The organism is Ralstonia nicotianae (assembly GCF_018243235.1).
GTDB lineage: Bacteria > Pseudomonadota > Gammaproteobacteria > Burkholderiales > Burkholderiaceae > Ralstonia > Ralstonia nicotianae.
The window spans coordinates 3414488-3434939 of the sequence record NZ_CP046674.1; the positions used below are offsets into that span (position 1 = coordinate 3414488).

General features: G+C 67.1%; 17 protein-coding genes. 9 read left to right on the forward strand and 8 right to left on the reverse strand.

Going from position 1 to position 20452, the window contains the following annotated elements; genetic code table 11:
- Positions 1–337: 337 nt before the first annotated feature.
- Positions 338–2176 (reverse strand): glutamine--fructose-6-phosphate transaminase (isomerizing), encoded by a 1839-nt coding sequence (gene glmS / locus GO999_RS15795; protein ID WP_211906381.1) that lies wholly within the window; start codon positions 2174–2176, stop codon positions 338–340.
- A gap of 113 nt (positions 2177–2289) precedes the next feature.
- The gene (glmU, locus tag GO999_RS15800) at positions 2290–3657 is read right to left on the reverse strand and encodes a bifunctional UDP-N-acetylglucosamine diphosphorylase/glucosamine-1-phosphate N-acetyltransferase GlmU (protein ID WP_028852482.1); all 1368 of its coding nucleotides are present in this window, start codon (positions 3655–3657) and stop codon (positions 2290–2292) included.
- Between the two features lie 255 nt (positions 3658–3912).
- Between glmU and GO999_RS15805 the strand changes: the two genes are divergently transcribed.
- Positions 3913–4812 carry a DUF6279 family lipoprotein gene (locus GO999_RS15805; RefSeq protein WP_249215041.1) on the forward strand — a complete coding sequence of 300 codons (900 nt, stop codon included), beginning with the start codon at positions 3913–3915 and terminating at the stop codon, positions 4810–4812.
- Between the two features lie 84 nt (positions 4813–4896).
- Here the strand turns inward: GO999_RS15805 and ttcA are convergent, their stop codons facing one another.
- Complete coding sequence (gene ttcA / locus GO999_RS15810; RefSeq protein WP_011000142.1) at positions 4897–5835, reverse strand: tRNA 2-thiocytidine(32) synthetase TtcA; 939 nt, start codon at positions 5833–5835, stop codon at positions 4897–4899.
- A 159-nt stretch (positions 5836–5994) separates the two neighbouring features.
- Between ttcA and panE the strand changes: the two genes are divergently transcribed.
- From panE to GO999_RS15850, 8 genes are all read left to right on the forward strand, one after another.
- A complete protein-coding gene (gene panE / locus GO999_RS15815) occupies positions 5995–6936 on the forward strand; it encodes a 2-dehydropantoate 2-reductase (RefSeq protein ID WP_211906383.1) in 942 nt (313 codons plus the stop codon).
- A 198-nt stretch (positions 6937–7134) separates the two neighbouring features.
- The gene (locus GO999_RS15820) at positions 7135–8559 is read left to right on the forward strand and encodes a UbiA family prenyltransferase (RefSeq protein WP_011000140.1); all 1425 of its coding nucleotides are present in this window, start codon (positions 7135–7137) and stop codon (positions 8557–8559) included.
- Between the two features lie 3 nt (positions 8560–8562).
- Entirely contained in the window at positions 8563–9879 is a 1317-nt protein-coding gene (locus tag GO999_RS15825; RefSeq protein ID WP_019717391.1) for an FAD-binding oxidoreductase, read from the forward strand.
- The gene (locus GO999_RS15830; protein ID WP_011000138.1) at positions 9876–10616 is read left to right on the forward strand and encodes an SDR family oxidoreductase; all 741 of its coding nucleotides are present in this window, start codon (positions 9876–9878) and stop codon (positions 10614–10616) included. Before GO999_RS15825 ends, GO999_RS15830 begins: the two co-directional genes overlap by 4 nt.
- A gap of 13 nt (positions 10617–10629) precedes the next feature.
- Complete coding sequence (locus tag GO999_RS15835) at positions 10630–12333, forward strand: hypothetical protein (protein ID WP_111375097.1); 1704 nt, start codon at positions 10630–10632, stop codon at positions 12331–12333.
- Between the two features lie 81 nt (positions 12334–12414).
- The gene (locus tag GO999_RS15840) at positions 12415–13353 is read left to right on the forward strand and encodes an NAD-dependent epimerase/dehydratase family protein (protein ID WP_011000136.1); all 939 of its coding nucleotides are present in this window, start codon (positions 12415–12417) and stop codon (positions 13351–13353) included.
- 13 nt (positions 13354–13366) lie between these two features.
- Positions 13367–14650, forward strand: coding sequence for an NAD(P)/FAD-dependent oxidoreductase (locus tag GO999_RS15845; protein ID WP_016722525.1), 1284 nt, complete (start codon positions 13367–13369; stop codon positions 14648–14650).
- A complete protein-coding gene (locus tag GO999_RS15850; protein WP_011000134.1) occupies positions 14647–15072 on the forward strand; it encodes a GtrA family protein in 426 nt (141 codons plus the stop codon). The genes GO999_RS15845 and GO999_RS15850 overlap by 4 nt, the downstream gene beginning before the upstream one ends.
- An 81-nt stretch (positions 15073–15153) precedes the next feature.
- Here the strand turns inward: GO999_RS15850 and GO999_RS15855 are convergent, their stop codons facing one another.
- Genes GO999_RS15855 through GO999_RS15875 form a run of 5 tightly spaced genes read right to left on the reverse strand, consistent with a single transcriptional unit; the run spans position 15154 to position 20445 of the window.
- Positions 15154–16596: an efflux transporter outer membrane subunit gene (locus GO999_RS15855; RefSeq protein ID WP_211906384.1), complete on the reverse strand. Its 1443-nt coding sequence runs from the start codon at positions 16594–16596 to the stop codon at positions 15154–15156.
- A 7-nt stretch (positions 16597–16603) separates the two neighbouring features.
- Positions 16604–17749, reverse strand: a complete 1146-nt coding sequence (locus GO999_RS15860; RefSeq protein WP_016726817.1) for an ABC transporter permease — start codon at positions 17747–17749, stop codon at positions 16604–16606.
- A complete protein-coding gene (locus GO999_RS15865; protein ID WP_019717387.1) occupies positions 17746–18711 on the reverse strand; it encodes an ABC transporter ATP-binding protein in 966 nt (321 codons plus the stop codon). Before GO999_RS15865 ends, GO999_RS15860 begins: the two co-directional genes overlap by 4 nt.
- Positions 18708–19679, reverse strand: coding sequence for an HlyD family secretion protein (locus tag GO999_RS15870; RefSeq protein ID WP_211906385.1), 972 nt, complete (start codon positions 19677–19679; stop codon positions 18708–18710). Before GO999_RS15870 ends, GO999_RS15865 begins: the two co-directional genes overlap by 4 nt.
- 13 nt (positions 19680–19692) lie before the next feature.
- A complete protein-coding gene (locus GO999_RS15875) occupies positions 19693–20445 on the reverse strand; it encodes a TetR/AcrR family transcriptional regulator (protein WP_016726814.1) in 753 nt (250 codons plus the stop codon).
- Positions 20446–20452: the final 7 nt, after the last annotated feature.

Consider the following 20452-nt stretch of genomic DNA (forward strand, 5'->3'; position numbering starts at 1 on the left):
TTGCAGCCGAGAGTGAAAGCGGGCACGCGCGCTCTCAGATACGACATGTCTCGCTCTCCCGAGCGCCACCAACCGTCCGCTTCTTGGCAGTAGCGAACGGCTCAGCGAATGCGAGTCCGTATGGCGCGGAGTGCGCCTACCTCAACCGGCGCCTTCTGCCAGGAATATTTGATCGCTGGCTTCCGACCGAGTGCAGCAGCCGCTACCCACCTCGGCAATCAGTGAGGTGAACGACCTCGTTCAAAACAAAGGAGGGGGCCCTCCGCCCCCTTCCTTGAAGTCATGATCGAACCGACTCGATTCGAACCCGCTGGACTGTATTGACTCCACCAGCCCCTCACTCCACCGTCACAGACTTAGCCAAATTCCGCGGCTTATCCACATCCGTCCCGCGCGCCACGGCGGTGTGATACGCCAGCAGCTGCAGCGGCACCACGTGCAGGATCGGCGACAGCTGCCCATAGTGCTCGGGCATGCGGATCACCTGGATGCCGTCGCTCGACTGGATATGCGTGTCGGCATCGGCGAACACGTAGAGCTTGCCGCCGCGCGCGCGCACTTCCTGGATGTTGGACTTGAGCTTCTCCAGCAGCGCGTCGTTGGGCGCGACCGTCACCACCGGCATCTGCTCGGTCACCAGCGCGAGCGGGCCGTGCTTGAGTTCGCCGGCGGGGTACGCCTCGGCGTGGATGTAGGAGATCTCCTTGAGCTTGAGCGCGCCTTCCATGGCGATCGGGAAGTGCAGGCCGCGGCCGAGGAACAGCGCGTTCTCGCGGCGGGTGAATTCTTCCGACCACGCGATGATCTGCGGCTCGAGCGCCAGCACCGCGTTGAGCGCCGACGGCAGGTGGCGCAGCTGGCGCAACGCGACTTCCTCGGCCTCGGCCTTCAAGTGGCCGCGCAGCTTGGCGAACGTCAGCGCCAGCATGTACAGCGCGGCGAGCTGCGTGGTGAAGGCCTTGGTGGACGCCACGCCGATCTCGGTGCCGGCGCGCGTGAGGAACCTGAGCTCGGTCTCGCGCACCATGGCGCTGGTCGCCACGTTGCAGATGGCCAGCGTGTGCGTGTGGCCCAGCTCGCGCGTGTGGCGCAGCGCGGCCAGCGTGTCGGCGGTTTCACCCGATTGCGAGATCACGACGACGAGCGCGTTGGGGTTGGGCACCGTGTCGCGGTAGCGGTATTCGCTGGCCACTTCCACCTGGGTGGGGATCTTGGCGATCGATTCGAGCCAGTACTTGGCGGTGCAGCCCGAGTAGTAGCTGGTGCCGCAGGCCAGGATCAGCACGCTGTCGACCTTGGGCAGCACCTCGGCGGCGCGCGGCCCGAACAGGTCGGGCGCGAAGCCCTGCACGCCTTCCAGCGTGTCGCCCAGCGCGCGCGGCTGCTCGAAGATTTCCTTCTGCATGAAGTGGCGGTACGGACCCAGCTCCACGGCGGCGGCGTGCGCCTCGACCACCTTGACCTCGCGCTCGACCACGTGGTCGCGCGCGTCGGCCACGGTGAGGCCCTCGCGGGTGAGCTCGACCACATCGCCCTCTTCCAGGTAGACGATGCGGTTGGCGGTGCCGGCCACGGCCAGTGCGTCGGAGGCCAGGAACGATTCGTTGTCGCCCAGCGCCACCACCAGCGGCGAGCCGGCGCGCGCGCCCACCACCACGTCGGGGTTGTCGCGCGCGAACACGGCGATCGCGTAGGCGCCGTGCAGGCGCTTGACCACCGCGCGCACCGAGGCGAACAGGTGGCCGCGCGTGGCGCTGCTCGGGTAGGTGTAGGCCTGGTGGATCAGGTGGGCGACCACCTCGGTATCGGTCTGCGATTCGAAACCGTAGCCGACGGCCTTCAGCTCTTCGCGCAGCGTTTCGTAGTTCTCGATGATGCCGTTGTGCACCAGGGCGATGGTGTCGCCCGAGAAGTGCGGGTGGGCGTTGACGGTGTCCGGCCGGCCGTGCGTGGCCCAGCGGGTGTGGGCGATGCCGATGGCGCCGTCCAGGTGGCTCGACTGCGCCTGCGTGTCCAGGTCGGCCACGCGCGAGACGGTGCGGGCGCGCTCCAGCTGGCCGTCGCGCTGCACGGCCACGCCGCAGGAGTCATAGCCGCGGTACTCCAGGCGGCGCAGGCCTTCGATCAGGACGGGAACGATATTGCGCGTGGAAACCGCGCCGACGATGCCGCACATGTTGATTTCTCCGGTTGGAGCACAGCGCGCAGCGCGCTGCACTCGATCTTCATTCAGTATCGATGCTCAGGCGCCGCAACGGCATCCGCTGTTCGGCGCAGGAAAACCGCTGCTCAGGCGTCCTTCTTCTGCTTGACCGGCCGTTGCCAGCCGTTGACGGTGGTCTGCCGCGCACGCGAGACCGTCAGCTGGCCTTCCGGCGCATCCTTGGTCAGCGTGGTGCCGGCGCCCAGCGTGGCGCCGCGTCCCACCCGCACCGGCGCCACCAGCTGCGTGTCCGAGCCGATGAAGGCGTCGTCCTCGATGATGGTGCGGAACTTGTTGGCGCCGTCGTAGTTGCAGGTGATGGTGCCCGCGCCGATGTTCACGCGCGAGCCCACCGTGGCATCGCCCACGTAGGCGAGGTGGTTGGCCTTGCTGTGCGCGGCGATCTGGCTGTTCTTGACCTCGACGAAGTTGCCGATGTGCACATCCTCGGCCAGCTCGGTGCCCGGGCGCAGCCGCGCGTACGGACCGATGCGCGACTGCGCGCCCACCGTGGCCTGCTCGATGTGGCAGAACGGCAGGATCTCGGCGCCGGCCTGGATGGCGGCGTCGCGGATCACGGCATGGGCACCGATGCGCACGCCGTCGCCCAGCGTCACGTTGCCTTCGAAAATGCAGTCGATGTCGATGACGATATCGCGCCCGCACGTCAGCTTGCCGCGGATGTCGATGCGCGCCGGGTCGATCAGCGTCACGCCGTCTTCCAGCAGTTGCTGCGCGAGGTTGCGCTGGTGGATGCGCTCGAGCTCCGCCAGCTGCACCTTGCTGTTGACGCCCAGCGTCTCCCACTCGGCCAGCGGATGCGCGGAGGTGATCGGCAGGCCCTCGCCGGCGGCGCGCTCGATCACATCGGTCAGGTAGTACTCGCCCTGGGCATTGTCGTTGCGTAGCGTGGCCAGCCAGGTCTTGAGCCTGGCCGTCGGGCAGACCAGGATGCCGGTGTTGACTTCGTGGATGGCCAGTTGCGTTTCGTTGGCGTCCTTCTGCTCGACGATGCGCGTGATGCGGCCAGTGGCGTCGCGCACGATGCGGCCGTAGCCGGTCGGATCGTCGAGGTGGACGGTCAGCACGCCCAGGTGGTCCTGGCCGGCGGCGCCGACCAGCGCGTTGAGCGTCTCGGCGCGGGTGAGCGGCACGTCGCCGTACAGCACCAGGGTGGGCACGGTGTCGTCAAGCTGGTCGAGTGCCTGCATGACGGCGTGGCCGGTGCCCAGTTGCTGGTCCTGCGTCGCGAAGGTGACATCGGGCGCGCCGACCATGTCGCGCACGCGGTCGCCGCCGTGGCCGACCACCACCACCAGCCGTGTCGGCGACAATGATCGGGCCGTCTCAATGACGTGTGCCAGCAGCGGTTTGCCGGCCAGGGGATGCAGGACTTTCGGGAGGGCGGAGCGCATGCGTTTGCCCAGCCCGGCGGCAAGGATGACGATGTTCACAAGGAGATTCCTAGAGTGACTCGAAGCGATAGCCTGCGGCTTGCGTTCACGGACCGGACCAACCGTCCTGGAGCGGCCGTCCGCCGCCTGCCATCGGGTTGGCCTGACCGCCTCGGAAGCCTTCTGCGAGGCCCTTTTGCGGCGTATAAAACACAGGTAAAAAATTCTAGCATGCGGCCCACCCTGCCACCGAACCGGCCGACCGGCGGACCTGTCGCACGCACGCCCTGGCCCGCCAGGCTAGCCCGTTGGCTGATGCTCGCCGCGCTCGCCGGCCTGGCGGCCTGCAGCACCGTGAAGCTCGGCTACCAGCAGGGCGACCGCCTGGTCTATCTGTGGATCGACCGCTACTTCGACATGCAAGACGCTCAGGCCGACGCGGCGCGGGGCGCCATCGCGCGCTTCTTTGCGTGGCACCGGCGCGAGCAGCTGCCGCGCATCGCCGCGCTGCTCGAGCGCGCCCAGGGCGAACTGCAGCAGCCGGTCAGCGCCGCGCAGATCCGCGACTACCAGAACGCCTATCACGCGCTGGGCCGCGCGGCCTTCGAGCGCGCCAAGCCCGATATCGCCAACCTGCTGCTCACGGTCACGCCGGAGCAGATCGGGCACGTGCGGCAGCGGTTCGACGCGGTCAACGAGACCTATCGCCAGCGGTATCTGCAGCGCGACGGCGATGACCGCTCGCGCGAACGCTTCAAGCGCGTCATGGACAACGCCCGCCTCGTCTACGGCCGCTTCTCGAGCGCACAGGAGGACGTCATCCGGCCCGCCGTCGCGCCGCTGGTCGCAGCCGCGCCGGCCCGCTACGCCGAGCGCCTCCAGCGCCAGCAGGCATGGCTCGCGCTGCTGGAGCGTGTGCGCACCGAACACCCCGACAAGCCGACCGTCATGCAATGGCTGACCGCCTATGCCGACCAATGGGAGCATCCGCCCGGCGAGCGCGGCGCCCGGCACGACGCCTATCTCGATGCCAGCGTCGACGTTTCCGTGACCATCGCCAACCTCACCACGCTGCAACAGAAGCAGCACGCCCGCGACCGCCTGCAGGGCTGGATCGACGACGCCCATGACCTGATGCGCTCCGGCACCGAGACCGCCGCGGACGGCGGCCACCCCGACGAGGCCATGACCGGCATGCCGCCGCGCAACCGCTGAGCGGCAGCGCGCCAGCCTTCCAAAACAGGGCAGCGTGCCCGGCCCCACGACCCGGCACGCTGTCCGTGTTGCCGATGCGGTGCGTCAGGCCGCAGGCTGCTCGGCGCCCTCCGGCGCCTTGCCCGCCGGATTGCGCTCGAAGCGCACGAACTCGATGCGATCGTCGTGCGAGCCGGCGAACACCAGCGGCGCCTGGTCGTACGCGGTCTGGCCGAACAGCGCCTCCTCGCCGATCTTGGCCAGGCCGGTGGTCAGGCCGTTGAAGTCGAACAGGTCGGTATCGGCCAGGTGCGACGGCACCACGTTCTGCAGCGCCGAGAAGATGTTGTCGATGCGGCCCGGCGCCTGGCGCTCCCACTCCAGCAGCATCTCCTTGACCTTCTTGCGCTGCAGGTTCTCCTGCGAGCCGCACAGGTTGCACGGGATGATGGGGAACTCCATCGCGCGGGCGTAGGCGGCGATCTCCTTCTCCGCGCAGTAGGCCAGCGGACGGATCACGATGTGGTCGCCGTTGTCGGTGGCGAGCTTGGGCGGCATCGCCTTCATCTTGCCGCCGAAGAACATGTTCAGGAAGAACGTGTTGACGATGTCGTCGCGGTGGTGGCCCAGCGCGATCTTGTTGGCGCCCAGCTCTTTGGCCGTGCGATAGATCACGCCGCGGCGCAAGCGCGAGCACAGCGAGCACGTGGTCTTGCCCTCGGGTACCTTCTCCTTGACGATCGAATACGTGTCGGCCTCGACGATCACGTACTCCACGCCCACCTTCTTCAGATACCCGGGCAGCACGTCCTCCGGAAACCCCGGCTGCTTCTGATCGAGGTTCATCGCGATCAGCTTGAAGTCGATCGGCGCGCGCTTCTGCAGGGCCATCAGCACCGACAGCATGGTGTACGAATCCTTGCCGCCGGACAGGCAGACCAGCACGGTGTCGCCGTCCTCGATCATCTTGAAGTCGCCGATGGCGCGGCCGGCCTGCGACTGCAGGCGGGTTTCGAGGCGGTGGAAATTGTTGGAGAACGTCATGGCGCAAGCACGCCGCCGGCGCTGAAGAATGGCCGATCGGGCGTCAAATTGTCTGGAAAATCAGCATTTTAGCGTGCCACGGCCAGCCGTGGGCGCGCGCCGGCATGGGCGCCCGGACTCCACTAGAATCGTCCGCTCCCCCCTTCCTCGGAGACGGCAATGCGGATTCTGGTACTGGGTGCCGGCGGCACCGGCGGCTACTTCGGCGGGCGCCTCACGCAGGCCGGCGCGGACGTGACCTTCCTGGTGCGCCCGGCACGCGCGGCGCGACTGCGCGAGCACGGCCTGGAGATCCGCAGCCCGCTGGGCGACGCATGCTTCCCCGTCCAGGTCATCACCGCGGGCGAGACCGCCGCCTGGGGCCATGCCGACCTCGTCCTGCTCAGCTGCAAGGCCTACGACCTCGACGACGCCATCGCCGCCATCCGCCCCGCGGTGGGCGAGCGCACGGCCGTGCTGCCGGTCCTGAACGGGCTGTCGCACCTGGACCGGCTGGATGCGGCCTTCGGCGCGGCGCGCGTGCTGGGCGGCCTCTGCCACATCAGCGCGGCCAGCGCGCCGGACGGCGCCGTGCTACACCTGACCCCGCTGCATTCGATCACCTTCGGCGAGCGCGACTCCGCCGCGCCGCGCGCGCGTACCCAGGCCATCCGCGACGTGTTCGCCGCCGCGCGGTTCGACTCGGTGCTGGCCGACAACGTCATGCAGGACATGTGGGAGAAGTTCGTCTTCATCACCTCGCTGGCGTCGATGACGTGCCTGATGCGCGCCAGCGTCGGCGAGATCGTCGCCACAGATGAAGGCCGCGCGCTCAACGAGGCGATGTACGGCATGTGCGCCGCCGTCTCGGCGGCGGCCGGCTACCCCATCCGTGCGCAGGCGCGCACACGCGGGCTGGCGTTCCTGACCCAGGCCGGCTCGCCGATGACGGCCTCGATGCTGCGCGACCTGGAAAGCGGCGGCCGCGTGGAAGCCGACCATATCGTCGGCGACATGCTGCGGCGCGCTCGCGCGGCGGGCGTGGACGTGTGGCTGCTGCGCGTGGCGCATGCGCATTTGCAGGCGTATCAGCAGCGGCTGGGGCGGGTCAGTCGCCAGTAGTCCCTCGGCAAGCGGTTGCAAGCGCACGATTTGTGCGCCCGACGGCTCAAGGTTGTAGAAAAAACAACAACCTAGTACAGTTGCGCCGTCTTCCGAGGCCCCCAGCCTGGGCATGCGCCCCGCTCCGGCAACCTCGCACCTCGCGGCACACGCGCCCACACCCATATCGCCAATATCGGCCCGCCCGAATCCACCCGCATGTGCAGCAAACCCCTGGTTGTCGACCTTGATGGCACGTTAATTCGTTCGGACATCTTGATCGAATCCGGTTTCGCATACCTGAAATCGGCGCCACACCGGTTTTACGAGCCACTGCTGTGGCTGGCGCGCGGCGGCAAGCCTGTCTTGAAAGCGCGCCTGGCGCAGGCGACCGATCTCGACGTTACCGTTCTGCCTTACGACCACGCCGTTCTCGAGTGGCTTCACACCGAGCGCGCCTCCGGCCGCACGCTGGTGCTTGCCACGGCCAGCCACGTGCGCTACGCCGAGGCGATTTCCGCGCACCTGGGGCTCTTCGACAAGACGTTCGCCACCGACGGCAGCACCAACCTGTCCGCCCGCAACAAGCGAGATCGGCTCGTGGCCGAGTATGGCGAAAAGGGCTTCGACTACGCGGGCAACTCCCACGACGATGTCATCGTGTGGCAGGCGGCCGAACGCGCCTACGTGGTGAATCCCCATGGCGGCGTGGAGCGCGCGGCACGCAAGATCGGCAATGTCGAGCGCGTGATCGATGCACGCCCGGCGCCCCTGAAAATCTGGAGCAAGTCGCTGCGGCTGCATCAGTGGCTGAAGAATCTGCTCATCTTCGTGCCGTTGCTGGCCGGTCACCTGCTGGGCTCGCCCGAACAGGTGCTCGCGGCACTGCTGGCGTTCCTGACGTTCGGCCTGTGCGCGTCGAGCGTCTACCTGCTCAATGACCTGCTCGATCTCGAAGACGATCGCCATCACCCCGTCAAGCGCAAGCGGCCGTTTGCTTCCGGCGCGCTTCCGCTGCTGTGGGGCGGGGGGATGTTCCCGGTCCTGCTTGTCACGGCGTTCCTGCTGGCCTGGCTGTGCCTGCCATGGCGGTTCGCGGCCGTGCTGCTGGGCTACTACGCGCTGACGCTCGCCTACTCGGCGTTCCTGAAGCGCCGCGTGATGATCGATGTCGTCGTGCTCGCCACGCTCTACACCATGCGCATCATCGCCGGCGCGGCCGCCGTGGGCGCGCACCTGACCTTCTGGCTGCTCGCCTTCTCGATGTTCATTTTCCTGAGCCTGGCACTCGTCAAGCGCTATGCGGAACTGCATGCCATCAAAGCACGCGGACTCGTCAAGACACGCGGCCGCGGCTACGAGGCAAGCGATCTGCCGATGCTGTCGTCACTCGGCTCGGCGGCGGGCTACCTGGCCGTGCTCGTGCTCGCGCTGTATATCCAGGACGCCAAGACGGCGAGCCTCTACCGGCATCCGCAGGCGATCTGGCTCGCCTGTCCGCTGATGCTGTACTGGGTCAGCCGGACCTGGATCATCACACACCGCGGCCAGATGCACGACGACCCCATCGTGTTCGCCGTACGCGACCGGGTGAGCCTCGCCGTCGTGGCACTGTGCGGCTTTATCTTCTGGGCGGCGATCTGAACAATGGGAACCGTTCAGTCGTGGGGGCGCTACCCATACGAACCGCAGCAAGCGCACGCGGTCGCGTGGCGCGATGCCCTGGATACGACCTGGCTTGCGGCGACGCGCGAACATGGCACAACGCTCGCGTTCGGCAACGGACGCAGCTACGGCGATAGCTGCCTGGCGGCATCCGGCCATGTCGTGCAAACGCGGCCGCTCGACCGCCTGATCGCAGCGGACTGGAGCACAGGCATCCTGCGCGCAGAGCCCGGCGTGACGCTCGAACAGCTGCTGGAGGTCGCGATCCCGCGCGGCTGGATGCTGCCGGTGACGCCGGGCACCAAATACGCGACGCTCGGCGGCGCCATCGCCAATGACGTCCACGGCAAGAACCACCATGTCCGCGGCACGTTCGGACGGCATGTGCGCCGCTTCGGCCTGGCCCGCAGCGACGGCACGCACCTCGAGTGCGCGCGCGACAGCCACGCCGAACTGTTCGCGGCGACGATCGGCGGACTCGGACTGACCGGCCTCATCCTGTGGGCCGAGATCCAGCTGATGCCGATCCGCTCGAGCCTGGTCGACGTGACCAGCATTCGCTTCGACAACCTCGACGCGTTCTTCGCGCTGTCCGAGCGCCTCGATCCGCTGCACGAATACAGCGTGGCCTGGGTGGACTGCCGGAGCCGGGGCAACGCGCTCGGGCGCGGTGTTTTCATGGTGGGCGACCACGCCACCGACGGTCCGCTCGCAGTCGATCGCCGCCCCAAGCGCACCGTGCCGTTCACCTTGCCCGTCCCGCTGTTCAACCGCGTCACGCTGCAGGGCTTCAACGCGCTCTATTTTCGGGGCCGGCGCAGCGGTGAAGTCCGCTCGCGGGTGAGCTACGACCGCTATTTCTATCCGCTCGACAGCCTGCTCGAGTGGAACCGCATCTATGGCCGCGCGGGCTTCCAGCAACACCAGTCCGTGGTCCCTCCGCACGCGGCGCGGGACGCGGTACGCGCGATTCTCGACGCCATCGCGGCCAGCGGCACCGGCTCGTTCCTGGCCGTGCTCAAGCGCTGCGGCAATGTGGCGTCGCCCGGCCTGCTGTCCTTTCCGATGGAAGGGACGTCGCTTGCCCTCGACTTTCCGCAGCGCGAAGCGTTGAACACGCGCCTGTTCGCACGGATCGACGCGATCGTGCGGGAAGCGGGCGGGCGCATGTATCCGGCCAAGGATGCACACATGTCCGGCGCGGACTTCCGTGCAGCCTATCCGCAATGGCAACAGCTCGAAGCGCTCCGGGACCCCGCCATGCTGTCACGCTTCTGGGAACGAACCACTCGAACATGAAGAACATCCTGATCGTTGGAGCCACCTCCGCCATCGCGATCGCCTGTGCGCGACAATGGGCCGCCGAGGGCGCCCGCTTCTTTCTGGTGGCACGCAACGGCGAGCGCCTCGAGCAGGTCGCCGACGACCTGAGCGCGCGCGGCGCGCAACTCGCCAGCCGCCACCAGCTCGACATCACCGACCTGGAGCGCCATGCGGCCATGTTCGAACAGTGCCTGGCCGCGCTGGGCACGATCGACATCGTCCTGGTCGCCCCGGGAACATTGCCGGACCAGGCGGCCTGCCAGGCGGATCCGGCGATCGCGGTGCGAGAGTTCAACACCAACGCCACCGCCGTCATCGCCCTGCTGACGCGGATTGCCAATGCGCTCGAGGCCCAGCGCAGCGGCGCGCTGGCGGTCATTTCGTCGGTGGCGGCGGATCGCGGCCGCCCCTCCAACTATCTGTACGGCAGCGCGAAGGCCGCCCTCTCGGCCTTTTGCGAAGGACTGAACGCGCGCCTGTTCAAAGCCGGCGTGCACGTCCTGACGATCAAGCCGGGCTTCGTCTCGACACCGATGACCGCCGGGCTGCCCTTGCCCGGCCCGCTGGTCGCGTCCCCGGAGAAGGTGTCCCGCGATATCGTGCGCGCCATCGACAAGCGCAAGGACACGCTGTACACACCGTGGTTCTGGGCGATCATCATGCTGATCATCCGATCGGTGCCGAAGCCTGTTTTCAAACGGACATCGCTGTAAACGCAGGATGCAAATGAAAACGCGGTTCGACGGCGGGTATCTGATTTTCCTCCTCGGCATCATTACGCTCACCACCACGGTGTACGCGGTCTGGACCCACTTCTCGCCCGTGCCGTACGCTGATCAGTGGGACGGCACAATCGGCTTCTACCTCCGGGCGCTGCAGAATCCGTGGCAGGCATTCTTTGAACTGCACAACGAACATCGCCTGACATTTTCGCGGCTTTTTTTTTACGCTGATATACGCTACTTCGGCGGAAGAAACGTGCTGCTACTGGTCGCCAATGTCGTATTGGCGGGACTTCTCGCGGCTGTATTTTTTCATGTAGTCATCCGGAACGGCGCACCGCAAGACCGGGAAACGCGCATCGGCCTGGCCGGGCTCATTTTGGTCTTTGTATTTTCATGGGTCCAGGGGGCGAATTTTGCCTGGGGCTTTCAGAACCAGTGGTTTGCCGTCAATCTTTTCTCGCTGCTGGCATTTCATTATTTAGAACTGGCGGGAGATGCCTACCGGAGAGGTTCCTCGCCGGAAAGCAACGCTTTGCTCGCGAAAGCGCTGCTGAGCGGCAGCGTTGCGGCACTTTCGATGGCGAGCGGCCTGCTCGTGTTCCCGATTTTGGTCGTTCAGGCGTTGTATCTGCGGTTTAGCAGGCGCACCGTCTGGTTGCTCGTCACAACGACCGCCGCCACGTGGATCGCATACTTCTTTGACTGGAAGGGTCTATCGGGCAATGCCCACCTGCTCACTGCACTGCGCGAACACCCGGCCGAAGCGCTGCAATATGTGCTGCTATATCTTGGTGCCCCCGCGTATCTTCTGTCTCGCAGCGAGCCAATTGCTTATGCGGGCGGTGCAACCGTACTCCTCACATTTGCATGTCTCGTGCTCAAAGCACTACGATCGCGTGCGCCGGCACCCGCGATTTCGCTGCTTGCATTTGCTTTGTTTGCAATCAGCAATGCAGTGACCACTGCAAGCGGCCGACTCTCGATCGGAGTCGAACATGCGTTGCAGTCACGCTATACGACAGCTTCGCTGGCGGCATGGCTTGCGTTGATCCTCTTTGCGACACTCAATTTTGATTCGCAAAAAGGGCGGAAGTCCGTGCTGGTCACGGCCGTGATCGTCTCGCTCTTCGTGGCATCGGGCCAGCGATTCACCAGCGTAAACAGCAATCACGCTGCCTTCAGCCGCCGTTTCGCCGGCCTTGCTCTGCGATCACATGTCTACGATCTGGACATCACTGGCGCCGTCTATCCCTTACCGGAACCACTGAGCATCATCAGCCAGGCCGCTGAGCAAGCGAACGTATCGATTTTTGCGCCAGACCAGCCAGATTATTTCGTTCCGCCTTCGCATGTCACCGCTACGTCGATTTGCGACGGACACATCGACAAGATTGCGGCTACGACAACGCCCGGTATGTATCGTGCGGAAGGCTGGATTTTCGATGCAGGCGAAAAACGTGTGCCGCGGGATGTAGTCGTGACGGATGCGGATGGCGCGACGCTAGGCACGGGAGTCACGGGCAAAGAATACTATGGCGCACTCGAAATCAAGGACCCGAATGCGCTATACAGAGGTTGGAGTGCCCTTTTTAAAGCACCGACTTTGATCACCCCTCTGATCGTTGCCCCGACGAGCCAGGGTACCTATTGCAAGCTGCAGGAGACCGGGACGGCGTACAACGTCGACAAGACCTCCGCACCATGACCCACTGCCGCCCTGCATCAGCCGCCCGTATCACGTATCGATGAGCAGGCAAGACACCCTCAGCATTTCCAGAGCAAACGCATGAACCCAACCCGCATTGTCCTCCCAGGCGGCGCCGGCCTCGTCGGCCAGAACCTCGTGGCACGGCTCAAAGCACGCGGCTATACCAACCTCGTCGTGCTCGACAAGCACGAGGCCAACCTCGATGTGCTGCGCTCGGTCCACCCGGATATCACCGCCGTCTTCGCCGACCTGGCGGAACCGGGCGACTGGGCAAGGCATTTCGAAGGCGCCGATGTGGTCGTGATGCTGCAGGCCCAGATCGGTGCGCCGACGCGCGAGCCTTTCGTCCGCAACAATATCGACTCGACGCGCTGCGTGCTCGAGGTGATCAAGCAGCATGCCATTCCGTACACCGTCCATATCAGCTCGTCCGTCGTCAAATCAGTCGGCGAGGACTGGTACACCGAGACCAAGCGCGAGCAGGAAGCGATCGTGCTCGCCTCGGGCATCGGATGTGTCGTGCTGCGGCCGACGCTCATGTTCGGCTGGTTCGACCGCAAGCATCTCGGCTGGCTGTCGCGCTTCATGCAGCGCGTGCCGGTGTTTCCGATTCCGGGCAGCGGGCGCTACATGCGCCAGCCGCTTTACGTCGGCGACTTCTGCAACGTGATCATCAGCTGCATCGATTCGCGGATCCAGGGGCAGACCTTCGACATCACCGGGCTGGAGCGCATCGACTACATCGACATCATCCGCCAGATCAAGCGCGTGACCCGCGCACGCTGCGCGATCGTGCGCATTCCCTACGGCCTGTTCCATATCCTGCTGAAGGTCTATGCCCTCTTCAGCAAGAACCCGCCATTCACGGCGGACCAGCTCAAGGCCCTGACGGCCGGCGACGAGTTCGACGTGATCGATTGGGAACGCATCTTCGCCATCCGCGCGACACCGTTTGCCCAGGCGATGGAGGAGACGTTCAACGATCCGACCTACAGCCACATCGCGCTTGAATTCTGACGGGACGACGACCATGAGTACGGAACGCATTGCAGTCCTGGGCGCGGGGCCGATGGGCCTCGGCGCGGCCTATCAGCTCGTCAAGGACGGGCGCAAGCCCGTGATCTTCGAGGCCGACGACAGGGTGGGCGGCATGGCCGCCTGCTTCGACTTCGGCGGGCTCTCGATCGAGCGGTACTACCACTTCCACGCGATTTCCGATCATGCCTTCCTGGAAGTGCTGCGGGAACTCGGCATCGAAGACAAGATGCAGTGGCGCGAGACGAAGATGGGCTACTTCTACCAGGGCCGTGTGCAGCCCTGGGGCAACCCCATCGCGCTGCTGAAGTTCAAGGGGCTGAGCCTGTCGGCCAAGATCCGCTACGGGCTGCACGCCTTCCTGTCGACCAAGCGCAACAACTGGAAGCCGCTGGACCGCATCGAAGCCTCGGGCTGGATCCGCCGCTGGATCGGCGAGGAGGCCTGGGAAGTGCTGTGGCGGCGCCTGTTCGACTACAAGTTCTACGACCACGCGTACAACCTGTCTGCGGCCTGGATCTGGAGCCGGATCCGCCGCATCGGGCGCTCGCGCTACGACCTCTTCCGCGAGAAGCTCGGCTATCTGGAGGGCGGCTCCGACACGCTGCTCGAAGGCATGCGCCGCTACATCGAAGCCAACGGCGGCGAATTCCGGCTCGGCACGCCCGTGCAGAAAGTCGTGATCGAAGGCGGTGCGGTCAAGGGCATCGAAACGCAGGGCGGCTTCGAGCCGTTCGACAAGGTGATCAGCACGATTCCGCTGCCCTATGTGCCCAGGGTCATGCCCGACCTGCCGACCGACATCCTGGATGCGTTCGGGCGCGTGAAGAACATCGCCGTGGTCTGTGTGATCGCCAAGCTGAAGAAGCGCGTCACCGAGAACTTCTGGCTGAACACGAACGATCCGGACATGGACATCCCCGGCATCGTCGAATACACCAACCTGCGGCCGCTCGATCAGCACATCGTCTACGTGCCGTTCTACATGCCCGGCGAGCATCCGAAATACCAGGAAGCCGACGCCGTCTTCATCGACAAGGTCAAGCATTACCTGATGAAGGTCAATCCGGACCTGACCGCGGACGATTTCATCGACGTGCGCGCCAGCCGCTACCGCTTCGCGCAGCCGATCTGCGAACCCGGCTATCTCGACCGCCTGCCGCCGATCCAGTTGCCGATCAAGGGTCTGCTGGTTGCCGACACGTCGTACTACTATCCGGAGGACCGGGGCATCTCGGAGAGCATCGGACTGTCGCGCAAGATGGCGAGGATGCTGTGACGCGCGCGTCGGCTGCCGTCAAGCCGATCTTCCTGTCGAGGCATTTCCTGCTGTTCCTGCTGACCGGCGGCATCGCCGCCGCGGTCAACTGGGGGAGCCGGATCGCCTACAACCTCTGGATGCCCTACTCCGCCGCGATCGTCGTCGCCTATGTCACGGGGATGATCACGGCGTTCGTTTTGGCGAAGCTGTTCGTCTTTACCGAGAGCACGCAGTCCACCGCGCGATCGATCGTCTTCTTCACGCTGGTGAACCTGGTGGCCGTGCTGCAGACCTGGGGCGTGAGCGTCGGCCTCGCTTACTACGTGTTTCCCCGGCTGGGCCTGGATTGGCATGCGCGGGAAATCGCACACCTCGTCGGCGTGGCGGTGCCCGTGTTCACGAGCTACATCGGGCACAAGCGATGGAGCTTCAAACACTAGGCTCAAACGGAGCCTGTGACGGGTCCCAACGGGCTGCCACGCCGATGTGACGGGCGCCCCCGCGGGCGCGCCCGGCAACCGCTACCAGCCGCCCCCCAGCGCCTGCATCAGCGCAGCCGAATCCAGCAGCCGGTCCGCACGGCTCTGCACCTGCTGCAGCATCGCCTGGTCGACCTGGCGCTGGGCGTCGAGCAGCGCGAGTGTGCTGATGCCGCCGGCGGCGTAGCGGGCCTGCTCGGCGCGCAGGGTCTGCGTGGCCTGGTCGGTGGCCAGGGCGCGGGCCTGCAGCGTGCGCGCGTCGTTGTGCACCGCGTGCAGCGCGTCGGCCACCTCCTGCAACCCTTGCAGCACCGCCTGCCGGTAGGCCGCGCCGGCCGCGTCGTAGGCCGCCTCGGCCTCGCGCTTGCGGGCGCGCAGCGTGCCGCCGTGGAACAGCGGCTGCGTCAGCGAACCGCCCAGGCTCCAGATGCTCGACCCCGCGCCCAGCAGGTTGCGAAAGCCCGTGGTCTGCGAACCCAATTCGGCGGACAGCGTGATGCGCGGAAACAGGTTGGCCGTGGCCACGCCCACGTTGGCGCTGGCCTCGTGCCACATGGCCTCGGCGACGCGGATGTCGGGGCGGCGCTGGGCCAGCGTGGACGGCAGCGACACCGGCAGCGGATCGGGCAAGCGCAGCGCGTCGAGCGGCGGCAGATCCGGCAGCCCCGCCCCGGGCTCGCGGCCCAACAGTACGGATAGCCGGTGCCGTGCCTGGGCTGCCTGCTGGGCGAGCGGCGGCAAGGTGGCCTCGGTCTGTGCGACCTGGGTGCGCTGCGACAGCACATCCACGCGGGCGACGCCGCCCGCGCCGAAGCGCCGCTCGGTGATGACCAGCTGATCGCGCTGCGCGGCCAGCAGGCGCTGTGTGGTGGCGATCTGCGCATCCAGCGAGGCGATGCGCACTGCGGCCGTCACCACATTGCCGGCCAGCGACAGCCGTGCCGCCTCCAGCTCGTAACGCTGCGTATCGACCTGCGCGCGCGAAGCCTCCAGCGCCCGCCGCACGCCGCCGAACAGGTCCAGCGCATACGACACCGACAGCGACGCCGAATACAGCGTGAAGGGCCCCGGCTTGGGCGTATTGAAGCCGAACGCTTCCGGGTTCACCTGCTGGCGCACCGCCGAGGCCGAGCCGTCCACCGACGGCAGCACCGCGCCGAACTGCGCATCGGCCTGCGCCTGGGCCTCGCGCAGGCGCGCGGCGGCCTGCGCCACGGTGGGGCTGGCGCGCAGCGCTTCGTCCACCAGCGCATCGAGCGTGGGCGACTGGAACAGGTGCCACCAGTCCGCCGGCACGTTGGCCTCGGCAAGGTGCTGCGCCTCGCCGCCGGGCACGGGGGCCGAGGCGGTCGCCGCCGGCAGCGGCTGCGCGGTGTAGCCGGATGCGGCCGGCGGCACCGGCGCCTTGAAGTCCGGGCCGACGGCACAGCCGCCCAGTGCGACAGCGGCCGCGGCGGACAGGATCAGCGATGTCGATGTACACATGGCCACCTCAATCCAGCGTCTTGCGATAAAAGCGCAGCGCGATGCCCATCACCACCGCCGTGAAGACCAGCAGCGGCCAGATGCTCGGCCACAGTTCGACCCAGCCGTTGCCCTTGAGCAGGATGCCGCGCGTGAGCCGGTGGAAATACGTCATCGGCAGCACGTCGCCGATCACCTGCGCCCACTTCGGCATGCCCGCGAACGGGAACATGAAGCCCGACAGCAGGATGCTGGGCAGGAAGTAGAAGAACGTCAGCTGCGTCGCCTGCAACTGGTTCTGCGCCAGCGACGACAGCGTGATGCCCACCGTCAGGCTGGCGACGATGAACAGCAGCGCGGCCAGGTAGACCATCCACGCGCTGCCGACGAACGGCACGTGGAAGATAAAGCGGGCCGCCAGCAGGATGATGCTCACCTGCACCAGCCCGATGAAGATGTAGGGCACGATCTTGCCCGTCATCACCTCCAGCGGGCGCACCGGCGTGGCAAGCAGGTTTTCCATGGTGCCGCGCTCGCGTTCGCGCGTCATGGCCAGGCCGGTCATCATCACCATGGTCATGGTCAGGATCACGCCCATCAGACCGGGGATGATGTTGTACTGCGTGATGCCTTCCGGGTTGTAGAGCCGGTGCACGCGCACCTCGAACGGCGGCTGGCCGCCCGCCAGCGGCGCGAGCACGCCCTTCATGTCCTTGCTGACCACGCCCTGCGCGAGCTGCGTGACAGAGGCCAGCGCCAGGCCCGTCGCCGAAGGGTCGGTCGCGTCGGCCTCGACCAGCAGCGCGGGGCGCTCGCCGCGCACCAGCCGCCGGGTGAAGTCGGGCGGAATGCTGACGACGAACTGCAGCCGCCCCTCGGCCAGCGCCTGGCGGCCGGCGGCCTCGTCGGGCAGCGTCTCGTCGAGGCGGAAATAGTCGGTATTGCGCAGGCTGGCGAGGAAGCTGCGCGTGAACTCGCTCCGGTCGGCCGCGATCACGCCGGTCGGCAGATGCTTCGGGTCGGTGTTGATGGCGAAACCGAACATCAGCAGCTGCATGATCGGGATGCCGATCATCATCGCGAAGGTCACGCGGTCGCGCCGCAGCTGCAGGAACTCCTTCAGGACGATGCTCCACCAGCGGTGCAGGGAGAACCGCGTGCCGTTGAGGTTCATGACTGCGCTCCGTAGTTGTCGGACGAGCCCCGCATCATGTGGATGAAGACATCTTCCAGGCCGGTCTCGATGGGCTCGACGCGCAGGTGCGCTTGGCCGGCGAGTTCGCGCAGGGTCGCCTCCAGCGCCTGGGCATCGGCGCCCGTCACGTGCAGCACGGCACCGAACGCGACGGTCTGGTCGACGCCGGGCAGGCCCTCCAGCCTGCGGCCGATGTCCACCAGGTTGCCGCCGCTCACCGCCCAGGTCGACAGCTGCTGGCTGGCGATGACGTCGGCGGCGGTGCCCTGCGCGAGCAGCTCGCCGTAGGCGATGTAGGCGAGCTTGTGGCAGCGCTCGGCCTCGTCCATGTAGTGCGTCGACACCAGCACCGAGATGCCCTGCGCGGCCAGCCGGTGCAGCTCTTCCCAGAAATCGCGGCGGGCTTTCGGGTCCACGCCGGCGGTCGGCTCGTCGAGCAGCAGCAGGTCGGGCTGGTGCAGCATGCAGGCGGCCAGCGCCAGCCGCTGCTTCCAGCCGCCCGACAGCGCGCCCGCCAGCTGCCGGGCGCGCGAGGCCAGCCCGAGGTTCTCCAGCGCCCGGTCCACGGCCTCGCGGCGGTTCGGCATCTCGTACAGGCGCGCGACGAAGTCGAGGTTCTCGCGGATGGAGAGATCGTCCCAATAAGAGAAGCGTTGCGTCATGTAGCCGACCCGGCGCTTGATCTGGTCGGACTGGCGCAGGATGTCGTAGCCGAGGCAGGTGCCGCTGCCGCTGTCGGGCGTGAGCAGCCCGCACATCATGCGGATCGACGTGGTCTTGCCGCTGCCGTTGGGGCCGAGGAAACCGAAGATCTCGCCGCGCGCGACCTGCATGGTGAGATCGCGCACGACGTGCTTGTCGCCGAAGTGCTTGTTCAGGCCGTGCACGTCGATGGCGTAGGCGCCATCGCTGCCGGCGGGGCGGGCGGCCGGCGCGCTCATGGCAAAGCGACCTCGACGGGCTGACCGGGGCGCAGCTTGGTGCCATCCTCTACAGCCGGCCTCGCCTCCACCATGAAGACGAGCTTGTCGCGCCGGGTGTTGCTGTAGATCACCGGCGGGGTGTACTCGGCCTCGTTGGCGACATAGCTGATGCTGGCGTTCACCTCGGCGGCGCAGCCGTCGCAGCGGATGCGCACGGCCTGCCCCGGCTTGAGGCGCCCCACCACGCCTTCCGGCACGAAGAAGCGCACCTTCACATTGGCCGGCGGCAGCATGCGCACCACGGGGCTGCCGGCTCCGACCCATTCGCCTTCGCGATACAGCGTGTCGAACACCAGGCCGCCCTGCGTGGCCTTCTGCGCCTTCTGGTCGAGCCGCCACTGGGCCTGCGCGACGGCGGCGCGCGCCGCCTCGACCTGCGCCGACTGCGCATGGATCTGGTCGGTGCGCGCCGGCAGCTGGGCGATGCGCAGCTGGTTGGTCAGCTCGCGCACGCGCTGGGCGTTGGTCTGCGCGGTCGAACGGCTGGCATCGAGCTGCGCTTGCGGGATGCCGCCGGCGCGGAACTGGGCCTCGTCTCGCACCCGCTGCGTGGCCGAGAGCTGGTCGGCCGCCACCGCCTGCGCCAGCTGCGCACGCACCGCATCGACCTCCGGGACCCGGCGACCGAGGTTCAGGTCGGCCAGCTGTGCCTCGGCGGCCTGCTGCTGGGCAGCGGCCTGCTGGCGCGCGGCCGCTTCATCGGTGGATTCCAGTACGAACAACGGCGTGCCGGCGCTCACCGTCTGGCCGCGCTGCACACCCAGGTGCTCCAGCCGCCCGCCCACCGGCGAGGCGACATAGACGAACTCGCCTTCCACGTAGCCCTGGTAGGACTGGGTGTCCGGGTTGCCGCAACCGGTCACCGCCGCTGCCATCGCCACCGCTGCCATCCACCCCGCCCTGTCGATTCCGTTCGCTGGACGCATGCCGTCCTCCACTTCACCGGTTAGATTGATCCGCCTGCTGCCGCCTTGCCTTGCGCCCTGCCTTGCCCGCCTTTTCCGCGGCGTTGCCGCTGCTCGCCGGGGCGGGCCCCACGCCATGCAGCAGCAGCGCCGCCACGTGCCGGCCGATGGCCTGCGCGTCGATCGTCTCCGCGTGGGGCAGGCGGCCCCACAGCGCGCGCGTGGCCAGCGGCAGCATCGCCAGCCCGATCACCGAGACCATCACCAGCGTTGGCTCCAATGCCGCGTTGACCGCGCCGGCCGCCTGCGCGCGGGCGATGCGCTCGACCAGCACCGTCGCGCGCTCCAGCGCGATGCGCGCGAACACGCGTTCGCGCAGTTGCCCGCCCTCGCTGGCGATCTCGCGGATCCACAGCGTCGGGAACCACGGCGTGGCCGAGGCCACCGCCACCATGCGCTGCGCCGCTCCGGCCACGATACGCGCCAGGTCGGGCGCGTGGCCATCGTCGGGGATCGCGGTCAGCGCCGGATCCATGACCTCGTCGATCAACGGCTTCAGACGCATGTCCACCACGGCGTCCAGCAACTGGTCGCGCGTGGCGAAGTGGTAGTGCACCATCGGCGCCGTCACCCCCGCCTCGCGGGCGATGGCGGCCATCGTGGTCGCGTCGATGCCGTCGCGCGCGAACCGCTGCACGGCGATGTCGAGCAGGCGGTCGCGCAGATCCTCGCGCACCGGCCCGCGCGGGCGGCCCGGGCCGCGTGGGGAAGGTCTTCGTGTCACCATGCGCTGG